Origin of the sequence: Streptococcus parasuis, from assembly GCF_021654455.1 — a bacterium.
In the GTDB taxonomy this organism is placed as follows: domain Bacteria; phylum Bacillota; class Bacilli; order Lactobacillales; family Streptococcaceae; genus Streptococcus; species Streptococcus parasuis.
This window is the reverse complement of record NZ_AP024276.1, coordinates 1065074-1089057: the sequence shown is the minus strand read 5'-3', so window position 1 is coordinate 1089057 and position 23984 is coordinate 1065074. Positions and strand designations below refer to the sequence as shown.

The 23984-nt window shown below is 39.6% G+C and carries 19 protein-coding genes, 3 tRNA genes and 1 pseudogene; 17 read left to right on the top strand and 6 right to left on the bottom strand.

The annotated features are described in order from the left end of the window. The first annotated feature begins 49 nt into the window (after positions 1 to 49). The 12 genes and pseudogenes from parE (at position 50) to L6410_RS05380 (ending at position 10728) form a co-directional block, all read left to right on the top strand. On the top strand, positions 50 to 1999 hold the full coding sequence (gene parE, locus L6410_RS05435) for a DNA topoisomerase IV subunit B (protein ID WP_237396577.1): 1950 nt from the start codon (positions 50 to 52) through the stop codon (positions 1997 to 1999). Between the two features lie 22 nt (positions 2000 to 2021). Next, positions 2022 to 2624: pseudogene (fic, locus tag L6410_RS05430) on the top strand (protein adenylyltransferase Fic). A 30-nt stretch (positions 2625 to 2654) separates the two neighbouring features. Then, positions 2655 to 3158, top strand: a complete 504-nt coding sequence (locus L6410_RS05425; protein ID WP_237396575.1) for a YkvA family protein — start codon at positions 2655 to 2657, stop codon at positions 3156 to 3158. 2 nt (positions 3159 to 3160) lie between these two features. After that, positions 3161 to 3613 (top strand): hypothetical protein, encoded by a 453-nt coding sequence (locus L6410_RS05420; RefSeq protein WP_024392183.1) that lies wholly within the window; start codon positions 3161 to 3163, stop codon positions 3611 to 3613. A gap of 201 nt (positions 3614 to 3814) precedes the next feature. Beyond that, a complete protein-coding gene (gene parC, locus L6410_RS05415; protein ID WP_024392182.1) occupies positions 3815 to 6277 on the top strand; it encodes a DNA topoisomerase IV subunit A in 2463 nt (820 codons plus the stop codon). A 180-nt stretch (positions 6278 to 6457) separates the two neighbouring features. Next, the gene (locus L6410_RS05410; RefSeq protein WP_024392181.1) at positions 6458 to 7522 is read left to right on the top strand and encodes a YncE family protein; all 1065 of its coding nucleotides are present in this window, start codon (positions 6458 to 6460) and stop codon (positions 7520 to 7522) included. A 107-nt stretch (positions 7523 to 7629) separates the two neighbouring features. Next, positions 7630 to 8652: a branched-chain amino acid aminotransferase gene (locus tag L6410_RS05405; protein WP_024392180.1), complete on the top strand. Its 1023-nt coding sequence runs from the start codon at positions 7630 to 7632 to the stop codon at positions 8650 to 8652. Positions 8653 to 8719: 67 nt separating this feature from the next. Beyond that, a complete protein-coding gene (locus L6410_RS05400) occupies positions 8720 to 8953 on the top strand; it encodes a DUF2969 domain-containing protein (RefSeq protein WP_024392179.1) in 234 nt (77 codons plus the stop codon). A gap of 51 nt (positions 8954 to 9004) precedes the next feature. Next, a tRNA-Tyr gene (locus L6410_RS05395) sits at positions 9005 to 9085 on the top strand. 138 nt (positions 9086 to 9223) lie between these two features. Continuing rightward, positions 9224 to 9295 (top strand) — tRNA-Gln (locus L6410_RS05390). Positions 9296 to 9414: 119 nt separating this feature from the next. Then, positions 9415 to 10620 (top strand): 30S ribosomal protein S1, encoded by a 1206-nt coding sequence (gene rpsA / locus L6410_RS05385; RefSeq protein ID WP_172040365.1) that lies wholly within the window; start codon positions 9415 to 9417, stop codon positions 10618 to 10620. Between the two features lie 36 nt (positions 10621 to 10656). Next, positions 10657 to 10728: transfer RNA gene (locus L6410_RS05380), tRNA-Arg, on the top strand. A 116-nt stretch (positions 10729 to 10844) separates the two neighbouring features. Here L6410_RS05380 and L6410_RS05375 read toward each other — a convergent pair. Then, a complete protein-coding gene (locus L6410_RS05375; RefSeq protein WP_237396572.1) occupies positions 10845 to 12101 on the bottom strand; it encodes an ISL3 family transposase in 1257 nt (418 codons plus the stop codon). Between the two features lie 145 nt (positions 12102 to 12246). On the opposite strand from L6410_RS05375, the gene L6410_RS05370 reads away from it, so the two are divergent. The 3 genes from L6410_RS05370 (at position 12247) to L6410_RS05360 (ending at position 15179) form a co-directional block, all read left to right on the top strand. Then, complete coding sequence (locus L6410_RS05370; protein WP_237396570.1) at positions 12247 to 13275, top strand: threonine aldolase family protein; 1029 nt, start codon at positions 12247 to 12249, stop codon at positions 13273 to 13275. A 151-nt stretch (positions 13276 to 13426) separates the two neighbouring features. Beyond that, positions 13427 to 14239 (top strand): transporter substrate-binding domain-containing protein, encoded by an 813-nt coding sequence (locus L6410_RS05365; RefSeq protein WP_419580015.1) that lies wholly within the window; start codon positions 13427 to 13429, stop codon positions 14237 to 14239. Between the two features lie 127 nt (positions 14240 to 14366). Further along, entirely contained in the window at positions 14367 to 15179 is an 813-nt protein-coding gene (locus tag L6410_RS05360) for a transporter substrate-binding domain-containing protein (protein WP_024392175.1), read from the top strand. Positions 15180 to 15226: 47 nt separating this feature from the next. Here the strand turns inward: L6410_RS05360 and glgB are convergent, their stop codons facing one another. From glgB to L6410_RS05335, 5 genes are all read right to left on the bottom strand, one after another. Beyond that, positions 15227 to 17065 carry a 1,4-alpha-glucan branching protein GlgB gene (gene glgB, locus L6410_RS05355; protein ID WP_237396566.1) on the bottom strand — a complete coding sequence of 613 codons (1839 nt, stop codon included), beginning with the start codon at positions 17063 to 17065 and terminating at the stop codon, positions 15227 to 15229. 66 nt (positions 17066 to 17131) lie between these two features. Further along, a complete protein-coding gene (gene glgA / locus L6410_RS05350; protein ID WP_237396564.1) occupies positions 17132 to 18577 on the bottom strand; it encodes a glycogen synthase GlgA in 1446 nt (481 codons plus the stop codon). 8 nt (positions 18578 to 18585) lie between these two features. Further along, the gene (gene glgD / locus L6410_RS05345) at positions 18586 to 19701 is read right to left on the bottom strand and encodes a glucose-1-phosphate adenylyltransferase subunit GlgD (RefSeq protein WP_024392172.1); all 1116 of its coding nucleotides are present in this window, start codon (positions 19699 to 19701) and stop codon (positions 18586 to 18588) included. A gap of 12 nt (positions 19702 to 19713) precedes the next feature. After that, positions 19714 to 20841, bottom strand: a complete 1128-nt coding sequence (locus L6410_RS05340) for a glucose-1-phosphate adenylyltransferase (RefSeq protein WP_237396563.1) — start codon at positions 20839 to 20841, stop codon at positions 19714 to 19716. A 148-nt stretch (positions 20842 to 20989) separates the two neighbouring features. After that, on the bottom strand, positions 20990 to 21901 hold the full coding sequence (locus L6410_RS05335) for a LysR family transcriptional regulator (RefSeq protein WP_024392170.1): 912 nt from the start codon (positions 21899 to 21901) through the stop codon (positions 20990 to 20992). 208 nt (positions 21902 to 22109) lie between these two features. On the opposite strand from L6410_RS05335, the gene L6410_RS05330 reads away from it, so the two are divergent. Then, positions 22110 to 22883, top strand: a complete 774-nt coding sequence (locus L6410_RS05330; RefSeq protein ID WP_237396560.1) for a dihydroorotate dehydrogenase electron transfer subunit — start codon at positions 22110 to 22112, stop codon at positions 22881 to 22883. 9 nt (positions 22884 to 22892) lie between these two features. After that, positions 22893 to 23834 (top strand): dihydroorotate dehydrogenase, encoded by a 942-nt coding sequence (locus tag L6410_RS05325; protein ID WP_222368093.1) that lies wholly within the window; start codon positions 22893 to 22895, stop codon positions 23832 to 23834. Positions 23835 to 23984 lie beyond the last annotated feature (150 nt).

The following is a 23984-nucleotide window of genomic DNA, read 5'->3' as shown; positions in this document are numbered from 1 at the left end:
TACAAAAAAACTTGTAATATAGAAAAGATGATAAGTATGGAGGTCAAATTTGGCTAAGAAAGAGATTGATATTAATAATTATAACGATGATGCCATTCAGGTCTTGGAAGGGTTAGATGCTGTTCGTAAACGTCCCGGCATGTATATCGGATCAACAGACGGCAACGGTCTACACCATATGGTTTGGGAGATTGTCGATAATGCGGTAGATGAAGCATTGTCTGGATTCGGGAATAGAATTGAAGTAACGATTCATAAAGATGGGAGTTTATCCGTAACAGACTGTGGTCGCGGTATGCCAGTTGGTATGCATGCTACAGGCAAGCCAACAGTTGAAGTCATCTTCACCGTTCTCCATGCAGGTGGTAAGTTTGGCCAAGGTGGGTATAAAACGTCAGGTGGTCTGCATGGGGTTGGTTCTTCGGTGGTTAATGCCCTATCTAGTTGGTTAGAAGTGGAAATTACCCGTGATGGTGCAGTTTATAAACAACGCTTTGAGCAGGGAGGTAAGCCTGTTACTACCTTGAAAAAAATTGGTAGTGCACCAAAATCAAAAACAGGTACCAAAGTTACCTTTATGCCTGACGATACCATTTTCTCAACAATTGATTTTAAATTTAATACCATTGCAGAGCGGTTGAAGGAATCTGCCTTCTTGCTCAAGCAAGTGACGATGACCTTGAAAGATGAGCGAACTGGTGAACAAGAAGAGTATCACTACGAAAATGGTGTTCAGGATTTTGTATCTTATTTAAATGAAGACAAGGAAACTCTGACACCAGTCCTCTATTTTGAAGGTGAAGAATCTGGTTTTCAAGTACAAGTAGCCATGCAGTACAATGATGGCTATTCAGATAACATACTCTCATTTGTAAACAATGTTCGTACCAAGGATGGTGGTACTCATGAGACAGGATTGAAACTTGCTATTACCAAGGCTATGAACGACTATGCCCGCAAGACCAACTTGCTCAAGGAAAAGGACAAGAACTTGGAAGGCTCTGACTACCGTGAAGGCTTGTCAGCTGTCTTGTCAGTTCTCGTTCCGGAAGAACATCTTCAATTTGAAGGTCAAACTAAAGATAAACTTGGAAGCCCACTTGCCCGTCCGATTGTAGATGGAATCGTTTCAGAGAAATTAACGTTCTTCCTTTTGGAAAATGGGGAATTAGCTTCAAATCTAGTTCGTAAAGCCATTAAGGCGCGTGACGCGCGTGAAGCGGCACGTAAAGCCCGAGACGAATCCCGAAACGGTAAGAAAAACAAGAAGGATAAGGGGCTTCTGTCAGGTAAGCTAACTCCAGCCCAGTCTAAAAATCCAGCCAAAAACGAACTCTATCTGGTCGAGGGAGATTCAGCCGGAGGCTCTGCCAAACAAGGCCGTGACCGCAAGTTCCAAGCCATTTTACCTTTGCGCGGTAAGGTTATCAACACAGCCAAGGCAAAAATGGCGGACATCCTCAAAAACGAAGAAATCAACACCATGATTTATACAATTGGTGCAGGTGTTGGATCAGACTTTACGCTGGAAGATGTCAACTATGACAAGATTATTATCATGACCGATGCGGATACAGATGGTGCCCATATTCAGACGCTATTGTTAACATTCTTTTATCGCTATATGAGACCCTTAGTAGAAGCAGGGCGAGTTTATATTGCATTGCCTCCTTTATATAAGATGTCTAAAGGAAAAGGGAAGACAGAAAAGATTGCCTACGCTTGGTCTGATGGAGAGCTAGAAGATCTCCGCAAGGATTTTGGCAAAGGCTCAACCCTCCAACGCTATAAAGGTCTTGGTGAAATGAATGCTGATCAGCTCTGGGAAACGACCATGAACCCTGAGACTAGAACCCTGATTCGTGTGACGATTGAAGATTTGGCGCGTGCGGAACGCCGTGTATCTGTCCTTATGGGGGACAAGGTCGAGCCACGCCGTAAGTGGATAGAGGATAATGTAACATTTACTTTGGAAGAAGCAACTGTATTTACCAAATAATCTATGGATGTTGAGATGCCATATGGTTTTAGAAAATAAATTGGGGATTGAAAATTCGGCTGAATTAGCCCGTCTTCAAGAACAAATCAGTAAGAAAAAAGCAGCTCAACTGTTCGAAACAGGTCAGTTATTCAAAATAGATGTTGGGACATTTGCAGGTTTGGTACACATTCATCAGGCTTTATTTAATGATATTTACGACTTTGCAGGGAAAATTCGTGATGTCAACATTGCCAAAGATAATTTTCAATTCGCTCCACGAATCTTTCTGGATCAGTCTTTGGCCTATATTGACAAGCTACCTCATGAAACCTTTGACGAAATCGTTGAAAAATATGCGGATATGAACATTGCACATCCATTCTGAGAAGGAAATGGACGCAGTATGCGTATCTGGTTGGATTGTATGCTAAGGGATAGTTTGGGCAAGGTGGTTGATTGGAATAGTATTGATAAAGATGAATGTTTCAATGCGATGATTAGAAGTCATGTATCAACAGGTGAACTCAAATACCTCTTGCTACATTCTTTGACTGATGATCTTGGTCAAGCTACTTATTTCGAAGGCACCGGCCATTCTTATTACTATGAGGGTTATAACCTTTATCGTACTGAGGATTTGTAAAATGTAACGATAAATAAAGTGAGGTGACTTATGCCATTACGAGTAACAATAAAAAAACAATTAACTGACCGTTTGCAGCAATGGTCCATGATACACAAGCCTTTTAAGAATAAAAAAGAACTGGAAGAAAAATTTGATCAGGCTTTAGAAAGTTGGAAGTCATCTAAAACAAAACAACGAGCAGAGAATTTACTCTCGGATGAGGGAAAATTAGAACATTTCTTACAAAACACTGAACGAAAATTGGCTCGTTTACCTTTTAGTGGGGACAAATTTGCAGCAATTCCAGGTTTCATTTCTTTATTACGTAGTTTTATAAAGCGTGAATATACTGCAATTCCAAAAAGTACCTTACTAGCGATTACTGGAGCCTTGATTTATTTCTTTAGTCCGCTAGATGTCCTTCCGGATTTTCTATTTGGACCTGGACTCTTAGATGATGCTTTTGTCTTAAATGCTTGTTTGAAACTAGTTAAGTCAGATGTTGATGATTTTAGAAACTGGCAAGCAAGTCAACGGAAGGCAGAAGAGTAGCTATGCTAAAGTTTTTAAGAAAAAAGCCAACTATCGAGCAACTTAAGAAAGTTCCGTATGCTTCTCAGCATACAGAGGTTCTACGTTCAATTTGGCGAGCAGATGTGCCTAAATACGGGATTTCTTCTACTTTACAAGGTGAATTACTTCGACAATTAGAAAAACTTCGCTGGGAAGCTCAAGCAAATGGCAATGTCAATTGGTGTGAAGAGCACTCAAACTACTGTCGATTCATAAAGGAGACTCTCTATAAAGGAAAAGTCCTTTCTTCTCAACAGAAGCAAGAGTTAGTTTTAATAATGGATTATCTAAAATCGTGTGGTGAATATGCTCAAGCTTATCAAGAAAATTTGATTGATGATGAGGAACTAGAAATTGAGAAATTAGCATATGTTGATGATAATCTTTATGATAGAGTAGGGGATATGATTGCTTTCTTTTATCAGAGAACTTAGGTAAAGAACTAATGTTTAGCTAAGGATATAGCAATAGAAATTGCTATATAAGGTCTCTTCCGTTCTCACTACTTAAGGCGATTATCAAAAAAAATAAAAAAGAAAGAAAATTTAACTACTCACCAAGAAACAAAGAAAGGAATGTTCAGCTAGTCTGTCTAACTGAACACGGGACTGAATCGTCCCTTTGTATCTTAATTTATGTCTAACATTCAAAATATGTCCCTTGAGGACATCATGGGAGAGCGCTTTGGTCGCTACTCCAAATACATTATTCAGGAGCGGGCTCTGCCGGACATTCGTGACGGTCTAAAGCCCGTGCAACGTCGGATTCTTTATTCCATGAATAAGGACGGCAACACGTTTGACAAGGGCTACCGCAAGTCTGCCAAGTCTGTCGGGAATATCATGGGGAATTTCCACCCGCACGGTGATTCCTCTATTTATGATGCCATGGTCCGCATGAGTCAGGACTGGAAAAACCGCGAGATTTTGGTGGAGATGCACGGTAACAACGGTTCTATGGACGGCGATCCGCCTGCGGCCATGCGTTACACCGAGGCTCGTCTGTCGGAAATGGCAGGTTATTTGCTGGCTGACATCGAGAAAAAGACAGTACCATTTGCCTGGAACTTTGACGATACGGAAAAAGAACCCACTGTGCTACCAGCTGCCTTCCCTAATCTCTTGGTTAATGGAGCGACAGGAATTTCAGCAGGATACGCGACTGACATCCCGCCGCATAATCTGGCGGAGGTCATCGATGCCGTTGTTTACATGATTGATCATCCGACTGCTAAGTTAGAAAAGCTAATGGAGTTCTTGCCTGGACCTGACTTCCCAACAGGTGCCATTATCCAAGGGGCTGACGAAATCAAGAAAGCCTATGAAACTGGAAAGGGCCGTGTCGCAGTCCGTAGCCGTTGTGACATTGAACAACTGAAGGGTGGAAAGAAACAGATCATTGTGACGGAGATTCCGTACGAAGTAAATAAGGCTGTTCTGGTTAAAAAGATTGATGATGTCCGTGTCAACAACAAGGTGCCTGGTATTGCTGAGGTGCGTGATGAATCAGACCGTACAGGTCTGCGGATTGCCATTGAGCTGAAAAAAGACAGCGACGAGCAAACCATTCTCAACTACCTTTACAAGTACACCGATTTACAAATCAATTACAACTTCAATATGGTGGCGATTGATAATTTCACACCGCGTCAGGTCGGCTTACAGAAGATTCTGTCTAGCTATATTGCCCACCGTCGTGAGATTATCATTGCTCGTTCTAAGTTCGACAAGGAAAAGGCAGAGAAACGTCTTCACATCGTTGAGGGTTTAATCCGTGTCATTTCCATCTTAGATGAAGTCATTGCTCTTATCCGTGCATCTGAAAACAAGGCTGATGCCAAGGAAAATCTGAAAATCAGCTATGATTTCAGCGAGGAACAGGCAGAGGCAATTGTAACCTTGCAACTTTACCGCTTGACCAATACCGACATTGTGATATTGGAAAATGAAGAAGCTGCCCTTCGCGAGCAGATTCAGACCTTGGCAGCTATTATCGGCGATGAGCGGACCATGTTTAATCTTATGAAGAAGGAATTGCGTGAGGTCAAGAAGCAGTTTGGTAATCCTCGTTTGAGCGAATTGCAAGATCAGGCAGAAACGATTGAAATTGACACCGCCAGCTTGATTGTCGAAGAAGAAACCTTTGTCAGCGTGACTAAGGCAGGCTATATCAAACGTACAAGTCCTCGTTCTTTCAATGCCTCAACGCTAGAAGAAATGGGCAAGCGAGATGATGATCAGCTGATTTTCTTGCAGAATGCCAAGACAACCCAGCACCTCTTGCTCTTTACCAATCTTGGAAATGTCATCTACCGACCTGTCCATGAACTGATAGATATTCGCTGGAAGGACATTGGTGAACACCTGAGCCAGACCTTGATGAACTTTGATACCAATGAAGAGATTATCTTCGCTGAACTGGTCGAGAATTTTGATGAGGGAACTTATTTCGCGGTGACTAAATTTGGCCAAATTAAACGTGTGGAGCGGAAGGAGTTTGCTCCTTGGCGGACTTACAAGTCTAAGTCAACCAAGTATGCCAAACTCAAAGATGAAGAAGATATAGTTATTACTGTATCGCCTGTAGTCTTGGATGACATCATGCTCATGACAGAAAAGGGCTACGCTCTGCGATTTAACATCGAAGAAGTGCCAATCATCGGTGCCAAGGCAGCTGGTGTCAAGGCGGTCAACCTCAAGGATGAGGATGTGGTGGCCGCGGCTTTCATCTGTAATACCAGCTCCGTCTATCTCCTTACTCAGCGTGGTAGTTTGAAGCGGATGGCGGTGGAGGAAATCCCTGTGACAAGTCGTGCCAAGCGTGGTTTGCAGGTACTTCGCGAACTCAAGGCTAAGCCTCACCGTGTCTTTGCGGCGGGTCCAGTCTTGACAGACCAAGGTGATTTTGATTTGTTTACTAGTCAGGTCGAGGAGCAAACTACTGGTCAACTGCTCCATGTCTTGTCTAAAACAGGCAAGAATTATGAGGTTGATGTGACTCAGCTTAGCTTCTCCGAGCGGACTAGCAATGGTAGCTTTATTTCGGATACTATTTCTGATGAAGAAGTATTTAATGCTTGGATTGATAAAAAGGGCTAGGTATTGAATATCTGACATCCTTATTTTATGGTTTTAAAGCATGTATTGGAGATCATTTTACTTAAATATCATTCCATCATATTTTGTCAAATTATTATTTAGTAATCACAGTTGGAAAGATTGTCATTTGACAATCTTTTTTGATATACTAATATCTATTGTTCTTTGAGGAGAGTTTAAGTGAAAAAATATTTTTTTATTTTATTAGCATGTATTGGCGTTTGTGGGCTAATGCTGTATGGTTACTCATTATATAATGGAACCAAATATGAGGAGGAAAATGGTACAAATATAAATTCAGCTAGTAAGGATTTGGAAGATTTTTATGCAGAGCTAGAGGCCTATTATCCAGATTTTTACAAGAAGATTCCAAGAGAAAGTCAGTCAACCTTTGTTATTCCTGGTCTGGTGCAATCGGAATCTATTCAAGCTAAAGGTGAGGACAGGGGAGACACAGAGCAGACAGAGGACATGACGCCACAAGGTTTGAGCTTTCTGGAAAAGTATGTCCTAATATCAGCTTACAGTAAGGGTGGAGAAGTTAATTCAGTCATCTGGGTATTGGATAAGGAAAGCGGCGACTATATCAAAACCATTGTCTTACCTTCGACTAGTCATGTTGGTGGTATGGCCTATGATTCAAAAAATGAACGGCTTTGGGTAACGACAACTGATGAGGAGAGTTCAGCACAGGTATCAGCACTGGATTTGCAGACCATTGAAGAGGATGACTTTGTTTCTACTAACGATCCGGTTACATTCGACTATCAGTTCAATCTGGATCAGGTTGAGCGTTCTTCTTATATGGCCTACGACCAGGAAAAGCTATTGGTGGGTTATTTTGATAAGGACGAACACGGTCATCTGGGAATTTACCAACTCGATCCAGCAGGTTTTCCTGCCGATAAGGACGAGGAGACGGAGCTATATCAACCTTTAACTGTCGTTAAAACTCCTGATCAGGTACAAGGTATTGTGGTATACGAAGACCAAATTCTATTCTCTCAATCATATGGTAATAAGGATTCAAAAATTCTTTGGTTTGATTTTACTGGGTATGATACCTTGACAGATATGTCTATACCAAAGAAGGAATTAGTCGCTCCTCCATATTTGCAACAAATCCTTGTGGAGGATCAATTCCTTTACTTACTTTTTGAATCTTCATCCTTAAAATATCGAATCAATCCTACTGTTACATCTATGGACCGAGTTGTCGCCCTTTCTCTTGAAAAGCTAAAATAGAGAAAAAGTTATAAGAAAAAAACGAACATACAAAATTTTCTGAATTTTTAATTGAAAATCATTTTCAAAAGTAGTAAAATAATAAAAAAAAAATTTGGAGAAAACTTATGACAGTAACTATTGACTGGGAGAATTTAGGATTTTCCTATATGAAATTACCTTATCGTTTTATTGCTTATTACAAGGACGGTCATTGGAATAATGGTGAATTGACTGAGGATGCAGAATTACATATTTCCGAAAGTTCACCTGCTCTACACTATGGTCAACAAGCATTTGAAGGTCTTAAAGCCTATCGAACTAAGGAAGGGAAGTTGCAGCTTTTCCGTCCAGATCAAAATGCTGAGCGTTTGCAACGAACCGCTGACCGACTTCTTATGCCTCAAGTTCCAACAGAATTATTTATCGAAGCTTGTAAGCAAGTAGTAAAAGCTAACGCTGATTATGTACCTCCATATGGAACAGGTGGTACACTTTATCTAAGACCGCTTTTGATTGGTGTTGGTGACATTATTGGGGTTAAGCCAGCTGACGATTATATCTTTACTGTCTTTGCTATGCCGGTAGGAAACTACTTCAAAGGTGGTTTAGCACCAACTAATTTCCTTATTCAAGATGAATATGACCGAGCTGCGCCGAATGGTACAGGAGCGGCAAAAGTTGGTGGGAACTATGCGGCTTCATTACTGCCAGGGAAGTATGCAAAAAATCAAGGATTTTCAGATGTTATCTACCTGGACCCAGCTACTCACACGAAAATTGAAGAAGTTGGGTCAGCTAACTTCTTTGGTATCACAGCTGAAAATGAATTTGTTACGCCAGTTTCACCATCTATCCTACCTTCAATTACCAAGTATTCTCTTCTTTACTTAGCAGAAAAACGATTGGGATTAAAAGCAATTGAAAGGGAAGTCTTTGTGGATGAACTAGATGATTTTGTTGAAGCAGGAGCCTGTGGAACCGCCGCTGTTATTTCCCCGATTGGTGGTATTCAAATTGGTGATACATTCCATGTGTTCCATAGTGAAACAGAGGTTGGTCCTGTGACCCGCAAACTTTATGAAGAATTGACAGGAATTCAGTTTGGTGATATTGAAGCGCCAGAAGGTTGGATTGTAGAGGTTGAATAATTTCGGAAGGCTTGCACTTGCAAGCTTTTCTCATTTTTTGTAGAATAGAAACAGTGAGGTTTTAAAAATGAGTAAAAAAGATAAAAAAATTGAAATCCAGATTGAAGATGCAACTGTTGTTGTGAACAATGAAAAATATGATGGTTACCGTCTCGTCATTGGAAAAAAAGTTATTGGTGAGATCGCAGAATTAGCTGAAAATAATTTTACAATTGTAAAAAACGGAAATGCCGAAGGCTTTTATAAAACATTGGAAAAAGCAGTCGGAAATATTATTGAAAATTATAATTTAAGCAACTAAAAGTATTGTAATTGGTACTATTTTATGGTAGAATAGTGTCTGTTAGTGCACGGAGAGATAGCGAAGAGGCTAAACGCGGCGGACTGTAAATCCGCTCCTTCGGGTTCGGGGGTTCGAATCCCTCTCTCTCCATATCTAAGATACTAAGGGCGTCAAACGCACAGTAAAAATAGGAAGTTGACAGCAAATCCTGATTTGCTAGGCAACTTATCTTTTTTACACAGCGTTTAGCCCGAGTTCATTTCAGAACGTTATCTTAGTGGTGTATATTGGGGTATCGCCAAGCGGTAAGGCAAGGGACTTTGACTCCCTCATGCGTTGGTTCGAATCCAGCTACCCCAGTAAAGGTATTAGGCAAGTCCTAATTCGTCAAAGATGTCCATAAGTTGTCCTTGCGTGTGCCTTAATAAAATATATTTTATGTTGGGTGTAGAAACCCGATTGTCGGAGGTTTATTAATAATGAACGAATTTGAAGATTTGTTGAACAGTGTAAGTGAAGTTACACCAGGTGATGTAGTAACAGCTGAGGTATTGACAGTTGATGCTGGACAAGCTAATGTTGCTATCTCAGGTACTGGTGTTGAAGGTGTGTTAACGCTTCGTGAGTTGACAAACGATCGTAATGCTGACATCAACGACCTTGTAAAAGTTGGTGAAACACTTGAATTACTTGTTCTTCGCCAAGTTGTTGGTAAAGATACAGACACTGTTACATATCTTGTATCTAAAAAACGTTTGGAAGCTCGTAAAGCATGGGACAAGCTTGTTGGTCGCGAAGGTGAAGTTGTAACTGTCAAAGTTACTCGTGCAGTTAAAGGTGGATTGGCAGTTGAATTTGAAGGCTTGCGTGGTTTCATTCCTGCTTCAATGATTGATAGCCGTTTCACTCGTAACACTGAGCGTTTTGTAGGTCAAGAATTTGACGCTAAAATCAAAGAAGTTGATCCAGCAGAAAATCGTTTCATCTTGTCACGTCGTGATGTAGTTGAAGAAGCAGCTGCTTCAGCACGTGCTGAAGTATTCGGTAAATTGGCTGTTGGTGATGTTGTAACTGGTAAAGTTGCTCGCATTACAAGCTTTGGTGCTTTCATCGACTTAGGTGGTGTTGATGGTTTGGTTCACTTGACTGAGTTGTCACATGAGCGTAACGTATCTCCTAAATCAGCTGTAACTGTTGGTGAAGAAGTAGAAGTTAAAGTTCTTGCTATCGACGAAGTTGAAGGCCGTGTATCATTGTCATTGAAAGCTACACAGCCTGGCCCATGGGATGGCGTTGAGCAAAAATTGGCAGCTGGCGATGTAATCGAAGGTAAAGTAAAACGTTTGACTGATTTTGGTGCATTCGTTGAAGTATTACCTGGTATCGACGGTTTGGTTCACATCTCACAAATTTCACACAAACGTGTTGAAAATCCTAAAGATGCTTTAACAGTAGGTCAAGACGTAACTGTTAAAGTTCTTGAAGTGAACGCAGCAGATGAACGTGTGTCACTTTCTATCAAGGCTTTGGAAGAACGTCCAGCAGCAGCTGAAGGCGAAGAAAAAGCTGAAAAACGTGCTCCACGTCCACGTCGCCAAAAACGTGAAGAAAAACGTGATTACGAATTACCAGAAACTCAATCAGGTTTCTCAATGGCTGACCTTTTCGGTGACATTGAATTGTAATTCACTTAAAAACTTGCCTCGGCAAGTTTTTCCTTTCCACCCTTAGTGTAATGGATATCACGTAAGATTCCGGTTCTTGAGATGGGGGTTCGATTCCCTCAGGGTGGACTAAATATACTTAAAAACCCTTGATTTACAAGGGTTTTTGTCGTATCAACTGTCCAAAATTATAGGTGGAGTTTATTTTTTAGGCTCTTTGTCAACTGTAGTGGGTAGATGAAAAGCTAACACCTAGAGAGGACGAACTTCGTTCTCTCTTTCTTTATGTTCAAAGCAATCAAAATGCGTTTTTTAAAGTTTTCAAAGTTCCTGAAACCAAAGGCATTTCTCTTAATGACTTTGATGAGATTATTAGTAGCTTCCAGTTTGGCGTTGGAATAATGCAATTCTAGGGCATTCAAAACCTTGTCTTTATCCTTTAGCAATGTCTTAAATACCGTCTGGAAAATAGGATTAACAGTGGCTATTTCCTGTTCGACGAGGTCAAAGAAATGGTCTGAGTTCTTCTCTTGGAAATGGAATAAGAGAAGCTGATAGAGTTCATAGTGCTGTCGTAGTTCCTCAGAGAAAGACAAGAGTTTTTCCAGGATTTCCTTGTTAGTCAAATGCATTCGAAACATAGGGCGATAAAATCGTTTATCATTGATTTTACGGCTATCTTGTTGTATCAATTTCCAGTAGCGTTTCAAGGCTCGGTATTCCTGCGATTTTCTATCAAATTGATTCATGATTTGAATACGGACACGGTTCATAGCACGGCTAAGGAGTTGAACAATATGAAAGCGGTCTAGTACGATTTTTGCATTCGGAAAAAGCTGTTTAGCAAGTTGATAATAGGGACTAAACATATCCATGGTAATCACTTTGACCTGATTTCTAACCTTTCTAGGATAGCGTAGAAAGTGGTTTCGGATGGTTGCTTGAGTTCTTCCGTCGAGAATGGCGATGACGTTTAGGGAGTCGAAATCTTGAGCGATGAAGCTCATTTTCCCCTTCTTGAAGGCATACTCGTCCCAACTCATCACCTCAGGTAGGGTATTCCAATCCGTTTCAAACTTGAACTCATTGAGCTTTCTCATAACTGATGATGTTGAGATAGATAGCCTGTGTGCAATATGTGTCATTGCTTGATTTTCGATGAGTAATTGAGCAATCTTCTGACTAACAGCGACGGAGATTTGGTGGTTCTTCTTGACAAGAGGAGTTTCAGCAACAGCCATTTTCCCACATTCTTTACACTTGAAACGACGCTTTTTAAGGCGGATAAGGAGTGGATAACCAGCAGTTTCTAGGTAAGGGATTTTTGATGCTTTCTGGTAGTCGTACTTAGCCATTTGTCCCTTGCATTCTTGACATTTAGGAGCCATGTAATCCAAGTAACCGTGGAGTTCTAAGTGAGTTTCCATATCATATTCATCAGTGATAGTGATATTTTTGTCTTTAATTCTGAGAAAATTTGTGATAAGATTTAGTTGTTCCATATGAGTCTTTCTAAAATGATAGTTTGAGCACTTTTCATTATAGGTCATATGGGACTTTTTGTATATACTTAAAAAGGCTCCATAATCTCCACGGTGGTTTTACCCACTACAGAAATTATAGAGCCATTTTTTACTGGAGGTATCTATGTTACATTTTGAAAATGATTATAATAAAGGGGTTCATCCTGCGCTTCTAGAAGCTATCATTGAAACAAACAATGAAGGGTTGTCTGGATATGGGACTGATCTTTATACTGTCCGTGCTGTAGAGAAAATCCGTGAAGCAACAGATTGTACGCATGCTCAAGTTACTTTCTTAGCTGGTGGGACACAAACAAACCAATTGGTCATAAATTCAATGCTTGCATCATATGAGGGAGTAATTGCTGCAGAAACAGGGCATGTGACAACTCATGAGGCAGGTGCTATTGAATTTTCAGGCCATAAAGTGTTGGCCTTACCGCATTCACAAGGTAAGCTAGTAGCATCAATCGTTGAACAATATATTACTGACTTTTATGCTGATGCCAATCACGAACATATGGTATTTCCTGGTATGGTCTATATCTCACATCCTACAGAATATGGAACCTTGTATACAGAACAAGAATTGAGTGACCTTGCTAGTGTTTGTAGACACTTTCAAATTCCTTTGTATTTAGATGGAGCTCGTTTGGGATATGGACTAGGTGCAAGGGACACAGATCTCGATTTGAAAGCAATCGCTGCCTTAACAGATGTCTTCTACATCGGTGGAACTAAAATGGGAGCCTTACTTGGTGAAGCAGTTGTCTTCACTAAAAATAATCAGCCAAAGCACTTTTCAACAATTGTAAAACAACATGGAGCATTACTTGCAAAAGGACGTGTAGTCGGTGTTCAATTCGATCGATTTTTTACAGAAAATCTATATTTGGAGATTGGACGTCATGCGATTGAAATGGCAGAGCGTTTAAAAAGAATCTTGACTGAAAAAGGATATCAATTTTATCTGCAATCACCTACTAATCAACAGTTTATCATTGTTTCGAATACAGACCTAAAACATTTTGACGAATTAGGAATTGGTTATAGTTTTTGGGAAAAATATGATGAACGTAGTACGGTAATTCGCTTAGCAACAAGCTGGTCAACAACTGAAGAAGATATCACTGAATTAGAAAGATTGTTATAACATTACATTCATATAGACTATAAATTTATAATTAAAACGAATAAAAATACAAAAAACAGTTGACAAATGTATAAATATGATTTAGAATAGCATAAACATACAAAAACAACCGCTGGTATGTTTGATATTATGATTTTTTATACAGGAGATTATTATGAAATTTAAGTCAATTTATAGGTTTGCGACTGTTTGTTTTGCCTCTACTATCCTTGTAGCTTGTAACTCAAGCTCAACTTCAAATACTTTGCAAAAAATTGAAGACAAAGGAAAAATTGTTGTTGCTTTAAATCCAGAATTTCCTCCATTTGAATACAAAACAATTGTAGATGGGAAAGATACAATTGTCGGTGCGGATATTGAGCTAGCGAAAGCTATCGGGGAGGAGTTAGGAGTTGAAGTTGAATTCTCTAGCATGAGCTTTTCAAATGTATTAGCGAGTGTACAGAGCGGTAAGTCTGATATTGCCATTTCGGGTATTTCTGCAACCGAAGAGCGTGCAAAAATCTATGATTTTTCTGAGGCCTATTATCAATCGGTAAACAAAATGATCATTAAGAAATCTGACGCAACTCGCTTAACAAGCATCGAGGATTTCGTTGGTACATCAATTGGAACGCAGAAGGGTACCATTCAAGAAAGTGTCGGAAAAGAAGAATTCACTGGGGCCACAATGATTAGTTTAGATAAAAATGGCGATTTGATTCAACAATTAAAGGCTGGTCAGCTTGATGGTGTCATCTTTGAAGAGCCAATTGCCAAAGCCTACGTGGGGGTCAATAGTGACTTGCAAATAGTTGATATGGATATTGAATCTTCTATTTCGGATTCTTACGCGGTTGCAATGCCAAAGGGTAGTACCGAATTAAAGGAAAAAATTGACAAAGTCATTACTGAGTTAGTTGACTCTGGTAAAATGGATCAATTTGTTGAGGAAGCCTACCAGCAATCCATCAGTAATAATTAATTGTTTTTGAGAATAAATATTCAATTCGATTGGTTGACAACTGAATAAAAATACGATAGAATATTCACTATCGAATCAAAAAAGATTGATTTGGAAATGAATGAAAAGGAACTGTTTATTAATGAAATTGAAAAAAATGCTTACCCTAGCTACGACATTTGTCGCTACCCTATCTCTAGCTGCTTGTTCAGCAAGCTCTAGTTCAGATTCCAGCCAATCCACATTAGAAAAGATTAAAGAAAAAGGTACGTTGGTTGTTGCTACTAGTCCAGACTATGCACCATTTGAGTTTCAAGCCCTTGTTGATGGCAAAAATGAAGTCGTTGGTGCAGATATTATGCTTGCACAAAAGATTGCTGATGAATTGGGAGTAAAACTTGAAGTTTCAGCAATGAGTTTCGATAATGTCTTATCTAGTGTACAAAACGGGAAAGCCGACATTGCTATTGCTGGTCTATCTTACTCAGATGAACGTGCGAAAGTTTTTGACTTCTCAGAAAGCTATTACCAAATTGCTGATGTTTTGCTTGTCAAAAAAGATGATGCAAGTACCTTAACTTCAATTGATGCAATGTCAGGTAAAAACCTGGCTGTCCAAAAAGGTTCTACTCAGGAAACATATGCTAAATCAGAAATAAGTCAGGCTAAAATTGTTTCATTGACATTAATGGGAGAAGCAGTAAATGAACTTAAAGCTGGTAAAGTTGATGCTGTTTTGATGGATTCACCTGTCGCAGCTGGATATGTTTCACAAAATTCAGATTTAGCCATTGCTTCAATTGAATTCCCAACTATTGATGAAAATTCAAAAGTTATTGCTCTTCCAAAAGGAAGTGATGACTTAAAAACAAGCATTGATAAGGTTATTAACGAAGTTAAGTCAAGTGGTGAATTTGATACCTTCTTAGAAAAAGCAGCCACTTATACGGCTGTTGAATAGAATAAAAAAACTTGTAAGTCTCTACTTTTAGACTTACAAGTTTTTTTTTACTTCATTCTCTCTAAATAGAAACTAGTTAAGCGTGGCATTGTTATCGTAACACCATTCTCATTTGGATAAATACTAAATGATTCCATTGGGATGGTACTAGATGAGAAGACTAGCTTGTATTCGGATTCTGCAGGCAGATCTAAATGTACGTCGAAGAGTTCTTGGTCATTAAAATTATGGATCGTTAGAATTTCTTGGTCATCACTCATACGTGAAAATGCAAAGAGATTACTATCACCATCAATTTTTACCCAATTAAACCCTTTTTCGTAGGCTTGATAATCATACTTCCAAAAGGCATCATTTTCTTTATAGAAAGTAGATAAGGTTTTCATCATTTGATAGAAGGATTGGTGAATTGGAAATTGTAGTAAATTCCAATCCATTTCAGTATATTCATGCCATTCACGAACATGTCCCCATTCATTGCCCATAAAGAGTAATTTTTTACCAGGATGCGCAAAATAGAAGCTATAGTAGGCACGCGCCAAATTAAATTGATCTTCGTAATTTCCATCCATTTTCTCTATGATAGAGTGTTTTCCATGCACAACTTCATCATGTGAAAGCGGAAGGAGGAAATGCTCGTTTTGGTTGTAATACATTCCGAACGTTATTTCGTTTGAATGGTATTTGCGATAGACAGATGGGCGCCCCATGTATTTAAGCGTATCGTTCATCCAGCCCAAATCCCATTTCATATCGAATCCGATACCGCCATCTTCTAAGGAATGGGTTACTTTTGGAAAGCTAGAAGAATCTTCTGCAATCATTAGAACACCTTTATAGTCCGTATGAACCATTGCATTGACACGCTTGATAAAATCGATGGCAGCATGGTTTATTTTGTCTTCAGTCGTTTCCCCTCGCCAATAAAGGAGATAGGATAGAGCGTCAACGCGGATGCCATCGAAATGGAAATATTCTAGCCAATATTTCAAATTTGAAAGTAAGAAAGACCGTGTCATCCCCTTACCAAGGTCAAAATTGGCAGTTCCCCACTGATGATTTTCTCGATCATGCTCATAAGGGTATTCATACAACCAACTACCATCAAACTGGTATAGACCATGTGCATCTTTACAAAAATGTAATGGAACCCAGTCTAAGATAACGCCAATCCCAGCTTGATGAAGCTGATCAACTAAATATTTTAATTCGTCTGGCTTACCAAACCGACTGGTGGGACTATAATAACCTGTGACTTGATAGCCCCATGAAGCGTCTAATGGGTGCTCAGTAATCGGAAGCAACTCGACATGCGTATAGTTGTTTTCTTTGAGATGCTCGATCAAAAGCGGGGTGATATCCTTATAACTATTGAAGGCCTCTACCGGAGCCCCACCTTCATTTCTATTGACGAATTTTTGCTTCCAAGATCCCAAATGCACTTCATAGATGGAGACAGGTTGTTCTTTGAAGTCATATTCCACTCTCTCATTCATCCAAGCTTGATCTTTGAATTTATAGCGCGAGTTGTAGGTGGTAGAAGCAGTCTCTGGGCGAACTTGACTGAAAAACGCGTATGGATCAGCCTTATACAATTCCCGACCGTCATGGGTAATAATCAAATATTTATAATTCTCAAGTGACTTTAATCCTTCAACATAGAGTTGAAAAACACCATCAATTTCCCACTGCATTTGATGACTTCTTTGCCACGCATTAAAATCACCAATCACAAATACCTCCTTAGCATTAGGAGCATAGACACGAAAATGGGTACCGAGTATCTTGTTTCTCTCTTTTACCATGTGTGCCCCCATCTTTTCGTAAAGGGTGGTATGTTCACCGGAATTCATATAATATAGGTCTAAATCAGTAAATTCTTTCATAGCAATCTCCATTGTGCAAAAGGAGTGGACGGGGGGTCTCACTCCAAATCAATCTTTATTTGTATTCTAACCACTTATTTCACGATAGAGCCAGATGTATTTTTCAGCCGAAACAGTCCAGCTAAAGTCTCGCTTCATCGCTTGGTCAACCATCCTAAACCAATCTTCTGGCCGGTCATAGTAAGTTTGAAGGGCTAAATCGTAGACTTGACGCATACTGTAGGCATCACGTCCTCCAAAACTAAAACCAGTACCTTCTTTTGTTTCCATGTTATAAGGTGTGACGGTATCAACAAGCCCACCTGTTTCACGAACCAAAGGGAGTGTTCCATAGTGCATAGAAATCAGCTGGCTAATACCGCATGGTTCAAACATAGACGGCATTAGGAAGAGGTCACTTGCTGCGTAAATTTGGTGGGCGAGTGGCTCATTGTACCCACGATAGAAGGCGAATTTATCAGGATATACCTGTTTGAAATGATTAAAGGCATTTTCAATATCAGTTTCACCATTGCCTAATATTACAAATTGAACATGAGCTTGTAGAAGATGTCCGAGTACCTCTGTCAAAAGATAGAAGCCTTTCTGCCAGGTTAAACGTGATACAATTCCTACCAGAATGACATTCTCATCTTGTGGCAGTGCAAATTGGGCTTGTAATGCCAATTTGTTTGCTTTTTTCTCAGCTATATTTTCCAAGCTGTAATTCTTTACTAAATAGTGATCTGTTTGGCTATCCCAACTATCATAGTCTATACCATTGACAATACCGACAAGATCATGTTTACGCAACTCTAAAACGTGTTGCATATTTTCACCAAATTCTTCTGTCAGAATTTCTTGCGCGTAGGTTTCTGAAACAGTTGTTACCTTATCAGCATACAAAATTCCTAATTTCATGAAACTGATGCATTCATCATGAAAACGTGCAATACCATCCAAGTAGTAGCTATAGTCCATGCCAAGTGCGGACCAAAGTGCCTGCTTATGAAAAATACCTTGGAAGGCTAAATTATGAATGGTAAAGACATGTTTGATGTTACGGAATTCTTCACGGTAGCTATAGAATGTACGGCATAGGAAAGGAAGTGCAGCAGTATGCCAATCGTGTGTGTGCATGACATCTGGGAAGTAGTTCAAGGCTTCTAAGAGGCGACAAGTGGCATGTTGGAAATAACCAAATCGCATAGCGTCATCATCATATCCATATAATTCATCCCGTTCAAAGAAATCACGATGCTCTATGAAATAAAAGGTTACCCCGTCAATAACTTGACTGTATACATTGGCCATGGATTGAATATCCCCTGCTCGCACATCAAAACTTGATACATAGTCAAAATCAGAATGATTGTGTATTGCAATCTTTTTATAGAGAGGAAGTACTACCCGTACATCCAGACCTTGCTTAACAAGTTCTTTAGGAAGTGAACCGATAACATCAGCTAAGCCACCAGTTTTGATAAATGGGAGACCTTCTGATGCAACAAAAAGAACAGATTTTTTAGTCATATCAACTCCTAAATGATTTGATGAGGTTTCAGGTATGAAGGGGAAGTTTGACTTCCTTTGATGTCAATTGGGTGGATAATTTTGGTGGCTTTATCAACAATGGCATTTTCAATATTTGCGCCGGTCTTAATGGTCACACCATTGAGAATGATTGAGTTCTTTATCACAACACCCTCTTCGATGACAACATCACGGTCAATGACAGAATTTTCAACTTGACCATTGATATTCGCTCCATTTGCAATAATACAACCTTTTACTTCAGCTAACGGACCATACAAGGTAGGAGAAGAGTCACTCGTCTGTGTATGGATAGGCCAGTCATGTTTGAAGAGCAATTTACGGGTATCCCGTTGAAGCAACTCCAGCTGAGTTGTAAAATAGGCTTCCACGCTGTTGATACAAGCAACAAAATCTCGATGAGCATATCCCATGATTTTGTATTGATCCACAACATCTCTTAGAATATCTTTAAGCCAGTATAAAGAAGAAACCTTATTCGCACGTTGAATCAATTCGATAAAGGTCGTACGTTTCATGAAGTAAGCCTCTAATGAAACGGGACGATTCTTGTATTTGCCATGATTTTCTTCAAATGCAATCACTCGACGGTCATCACCGAATTTCAAGGTTTGGCAGCCGATGAAATTTTCCTTCGCATCTGAAACATTTTTATAGAGTACAGTGATGTCAGCTTCGTTTGCGATATGTTCCTCCATTACTTTTGAAAAATCTTGACTATAGATAAAGTAGGAAGGAGCGATTAAGACATATTCCTTTGTTGAGCTTTCGATATAATGGATATTTTCAGAAAATGCGTTAACATCATGCTGATAAACTGAGTTTGGATCTGTCACACTGTTCAGCAAGCGTAATGAGCCACGTTTACTGTTGATGTTGTAGTGTTTACCGGTACCAACGTGCTGAATGGTAGAACGCATTCTTGCAGGCATATAAACTTGAAATTCTGTAATGCCTGAGTTAGACATATTTGATAGCACAAAGTCGATTAGACGGTAGCGACCTAGGAAGCTAAAAGCTTGAACACCACGGTGACTCATAACGTCACCAAAATGCACATTGTTTCCTTCAATATTTACAATTCCGAGTGTATTTCTTAGCATAGCATTCCTTTCTTACTTACTTACATTTTTGTCAACCAAAAGAATTTTATCAAGTGTTCCTGAAAGTTTGACATTATCAGCAATTTTCACATCCTCAGCAACAATGACATAGTCAAGCTCTGCGCCTTCACCAATCACTGATCCCGGTAACAGAACAGAGTTTTTAACAACCGCATCCTTATTTACCTGAACATCGTTTGAAATAACAGAATGTTCAACATAACCATCAATAACTGCCCCTTTATCAATATAGGCAGATTTAACAGTTGCAGAAGCACTAATAACTTGGGCAGGTGAACCTTTGTCTTCAGAGTAAATTCTCCAAGTTCTATCGGACAAATCTAAATCACCAGAATGGTCAATTAAGTCCATATTTGACTCCCATAGGCTATTCACTGTACCAACATCTTTCCAATAACCTTGGAATGGATGGGCAATAAGGGTACGGCCATCTGAAAGATATTTTGGAATAATATCGTGACCAAAGTCGTGTGTAGAAGTTTCTGATTTATCATCTTCTTGTAGATATTTTTTAAGGGTTTTCCAGGTGAAAATGTAAATCCCCATCGAAGCCAGATTGCTCTTTGGATTCGATGGTTTCTCTTCAAATTCTTGGATGCGGTATTCTTCGTCGGTATTCATGATACCAAAACGTGAAGCCTCTTTGATAGGGACTTCAATAACGGCGATAGTAGCATCCGCTTTCTTATGAATGTGCGTATCAAGGAGTTTATCATAGTTCATCTTGTAGATATGGTCACCAGATAGAATAAGTACATACTCAGGATCATGGAGATCAATAAAGTCAATGTTTTGCGTAATCGCATCAGCTGTTCCTTTATATAATCCAAAACCTTCGATTTTTTCACTCGGTGGCAATACAAAGACACCAGATCCTTGTACATCAAGTCCCCAACGTTGTGATTGAGCAACATATGAATTCAAGAGAACAGGCTCATACTGGGTTAAAACACCAACAATATCAATACCTGAGTTGGCACAGTTACTAAGTGGAAAATCGATGATACGATATTTTCCCCCAAATGCGACTGCTGGTTTAGCGACTTTTTTAGTCAACCCTTCTAGACGGGTTCCCCGTCCACCAGCAAGGATCATAGCTAACATTTTATTTTGAGCCATCTAACCACTCCTTTATATTTGATACATGTATTATAGCACAGAATGGAAAAAAATGAAAGCGTTTCCTAGGTCAAAATTGAAAAATTTTCAATAATTTTACGAAACACTTTCACAAATATATTATATTAAATTCATAAGCATAAAAAATTTAAATTTTATCGAATTTTACTTCCTCAAGAAGAAACTCTATAAATTTTTCACCCATATCAGAAAGAACGGCTTTCTCATGCTTGATATAGACCAATTCAATTTCGTCATCATATTCTAGAGGGATTGAAACGATATTATCTCCGTTCAAATTGGAGTTAAGAATACCTGTTGCAATAGTGTAGCCATCAAGTCCAATTAATAAATTAAAAAGAGTTGCACGGTCAGAGACAACGATTGACTTTTTATGGTGTTCTTGAGATAAAATTTCTTCTGAGAAGTAGAAGGAGTTATGAATCCCTTGTTCGTAGCTGAGATAAGGGAAATCAACTAAGTCAGACAGTTTAATTGATTTCTTAGAGGCAAGGGGATTGGTTTTACTAACAAAAATATGAGGACTTGCTGTAAAAAGATACGTATGAGACAAGCGATAATCATCTAGTAATTTGAGAAGAACCTCACGGTTATAGTTATTCAAAAAAAGTACTCCTATCTCAGAACGGAAATTCTTCACGTCATCGATAATTTCCCAAGTCCGCGTTTCCCTTAAGAATAGTTCATAGTCTTCCATCTCTGTTTCCTTTAACAAGGAAACGAAAGCATTTACGACAAATGCATAGTGCTGAGAAGAGACACTGAATAATTGTCGTTTGGCATTCGGATTTTTATAGCGGTCTTCCAATAATTCAGTCTGTTCAACAATCTGCCGTGCGTAAGAAAGAAATTCCATCCCGTCCTTTGTTAAGGTAATTCCTTTGGGGTTTCGGTAGAATATTTTGATATTCATTTCTTTTTCAAGATCTCGCACAGCATTTGAAAGACTTGGTTGTGTGATAAATAATTGTTTGGCAGCTTCATTCATACTGCCTGTTTCAGCGATTTTGATAATGTAAAATAATTGTTGAATTCTCATAAATCTATTTTAACATGAAAATTGACAAATGATATGAAAAAATGTATAATGCTGAGAATATAACCTTTAACTGAGTCCAGAGAGGCGAAGAAGGGAACGTGATAAAAAGGACAGATTCTGTCTTCTTTTCGTGTAACCTTGCTAGCCAGCAAGGTTTTTTCTCTGCACCGACTTTCTTGTATTCTGAGAATCATAGAATAGGGGAAAAATGATTTTAAAAGAACAAATGTTACTTGTTGAACAAGTACAACTTGCACCGCGAATTTTTTCAATGATTTTGCAAGGAAAGATGGTTTCCGAGATGAGGATTGGACAATTTATCCATATTCGGGTTCCAAATGATGCAATGCTCTTGCGCAGACCGATTTCCATTTCTGAAATTGATTATGGTAGGTCCCAATGTCGGATTATTTACCGTGTGGAGGGTCTTGGGACAGATGTTTTCTCAAACATGGTTGCAGGAGATTATTTGGATGTCATGGGGCCACTCGGAAATGGTTTTGAGATTGATTTTCTAAAAGATGGCGACCCGATACTTATTATTGGTGGTGGCATCGGTGTTCCTCCTCTGGTGGAGGTAGCAAAACAAGCTGCGAAGCGTGGTGCTAAGGTCACGTCAGTCATTGGCTTTGCCACTAAAGAAGCTGTGATTTTGGAGGAGGAGTTGGCGCAGTATGGCTCTGTTCATGTCACAACAGATGATGGTTCCTATGGAATTAAAGGGTCTGTGGCAACAGTAGTGGAGCAGCTGACAAATGACTTTTCTGCCATCTATTCCTGTGGAGCGCCTGGCATGATGAAGTATGTTGACCAACGGTTCCAAGATCATCCACATGCTTACCTCTCGCTTGAAGCCCGCATGGCTTGTGGGATGGGCGCCTGCTATGCCTGTGTTGTCAAACCCAAGGGAGGACAAGAGCACGAGAACAAGCGCGTCTGCAAAGAAGGTCCAGTGTTTGAGACTGGAAGTCTGGTTTTATAGGAGGACAACATGGAGAAACGTTTAGCGATTTCCTTACCAGGTTTAGAATTAAAAAATCCCATTATTCCTGCATCTGGTTGTTTTGGTTTTGGTCAAGAGTATGCAGATTATTATGACCTTAACCAGCTTGGATCCATTATGATTAAGGCGACCACTCGTCATCCTCGCTATGGCAATGCGACTCCCCGTGTTGCGGAAACTCCAGCAGGTATGCTCAATGCCATTGGTCTTCAAAATCCTGGTGTTGATGCCGTCTTGTCCGAAAAACTCCCCTGGTTGCAACAGCATTTTCCAGATTTGCCTATCATTGCCAATGTAGCTGGTTTTTCAAATGAAGAATATGCCTACGTTTCAGGAAAAATTTCAAAGGCTCCTAATGTGAAGGCGATTGAACTAAACATTTCTTGTCCCAATGTGGACCATGGCAACAATGGTCTTCTAATAGGACAGGTACCAGAATTAGCTTATGAAGCTGTAAAAGCAGCAGTTACAGCATCATCCGTGCCAGTCTATGTCAAACTCACACCCAGTGTAGCCGATATTACCCTCTTGGCTAAAGCGGCTGAGGATGCAGGTGCAAGTGGCTTAACGATGATTAATACCCTAGTTGGTATGCGATTTAATTTGAAAACTCGACAACCGATTCTGGCAAATGGTACGGGTGGTATGTCTGGGCCAGCTGTGTTTCCAGTTGCACTCAAGCTCATCCGTCAAGTCACTCAGATGACGAATCTTCCTATCATAGGAATGGGCGGTGTAGATTCGGCAGATAAAGCCCTTGAGATGATGATTGCAGGAGCTTCAGCCGTAGGGGTAGGAACAGCCAACTTTACAGACCCATTTGCTTGTCCAAAGATTATTCAAGACTTGCCAAAATGCATGGAAATTTATGGCGTTGAATGTTTGGAACAGTTACGGAAAGAGATTCGTACAAGCTTGAATCAAGATTGACAAGCTTCATATAAAAGAGTAATATTAAAGAAACTAACTCCTTTAACTATGTCCAGAGAGGCTGGGAAGGTGTCATGTAAATTGCTTGAAAATGTATTTTTCAGGCTGACTTCGTGTACAACCCTGTCTCAATTGGCAGGGTTTTTATGC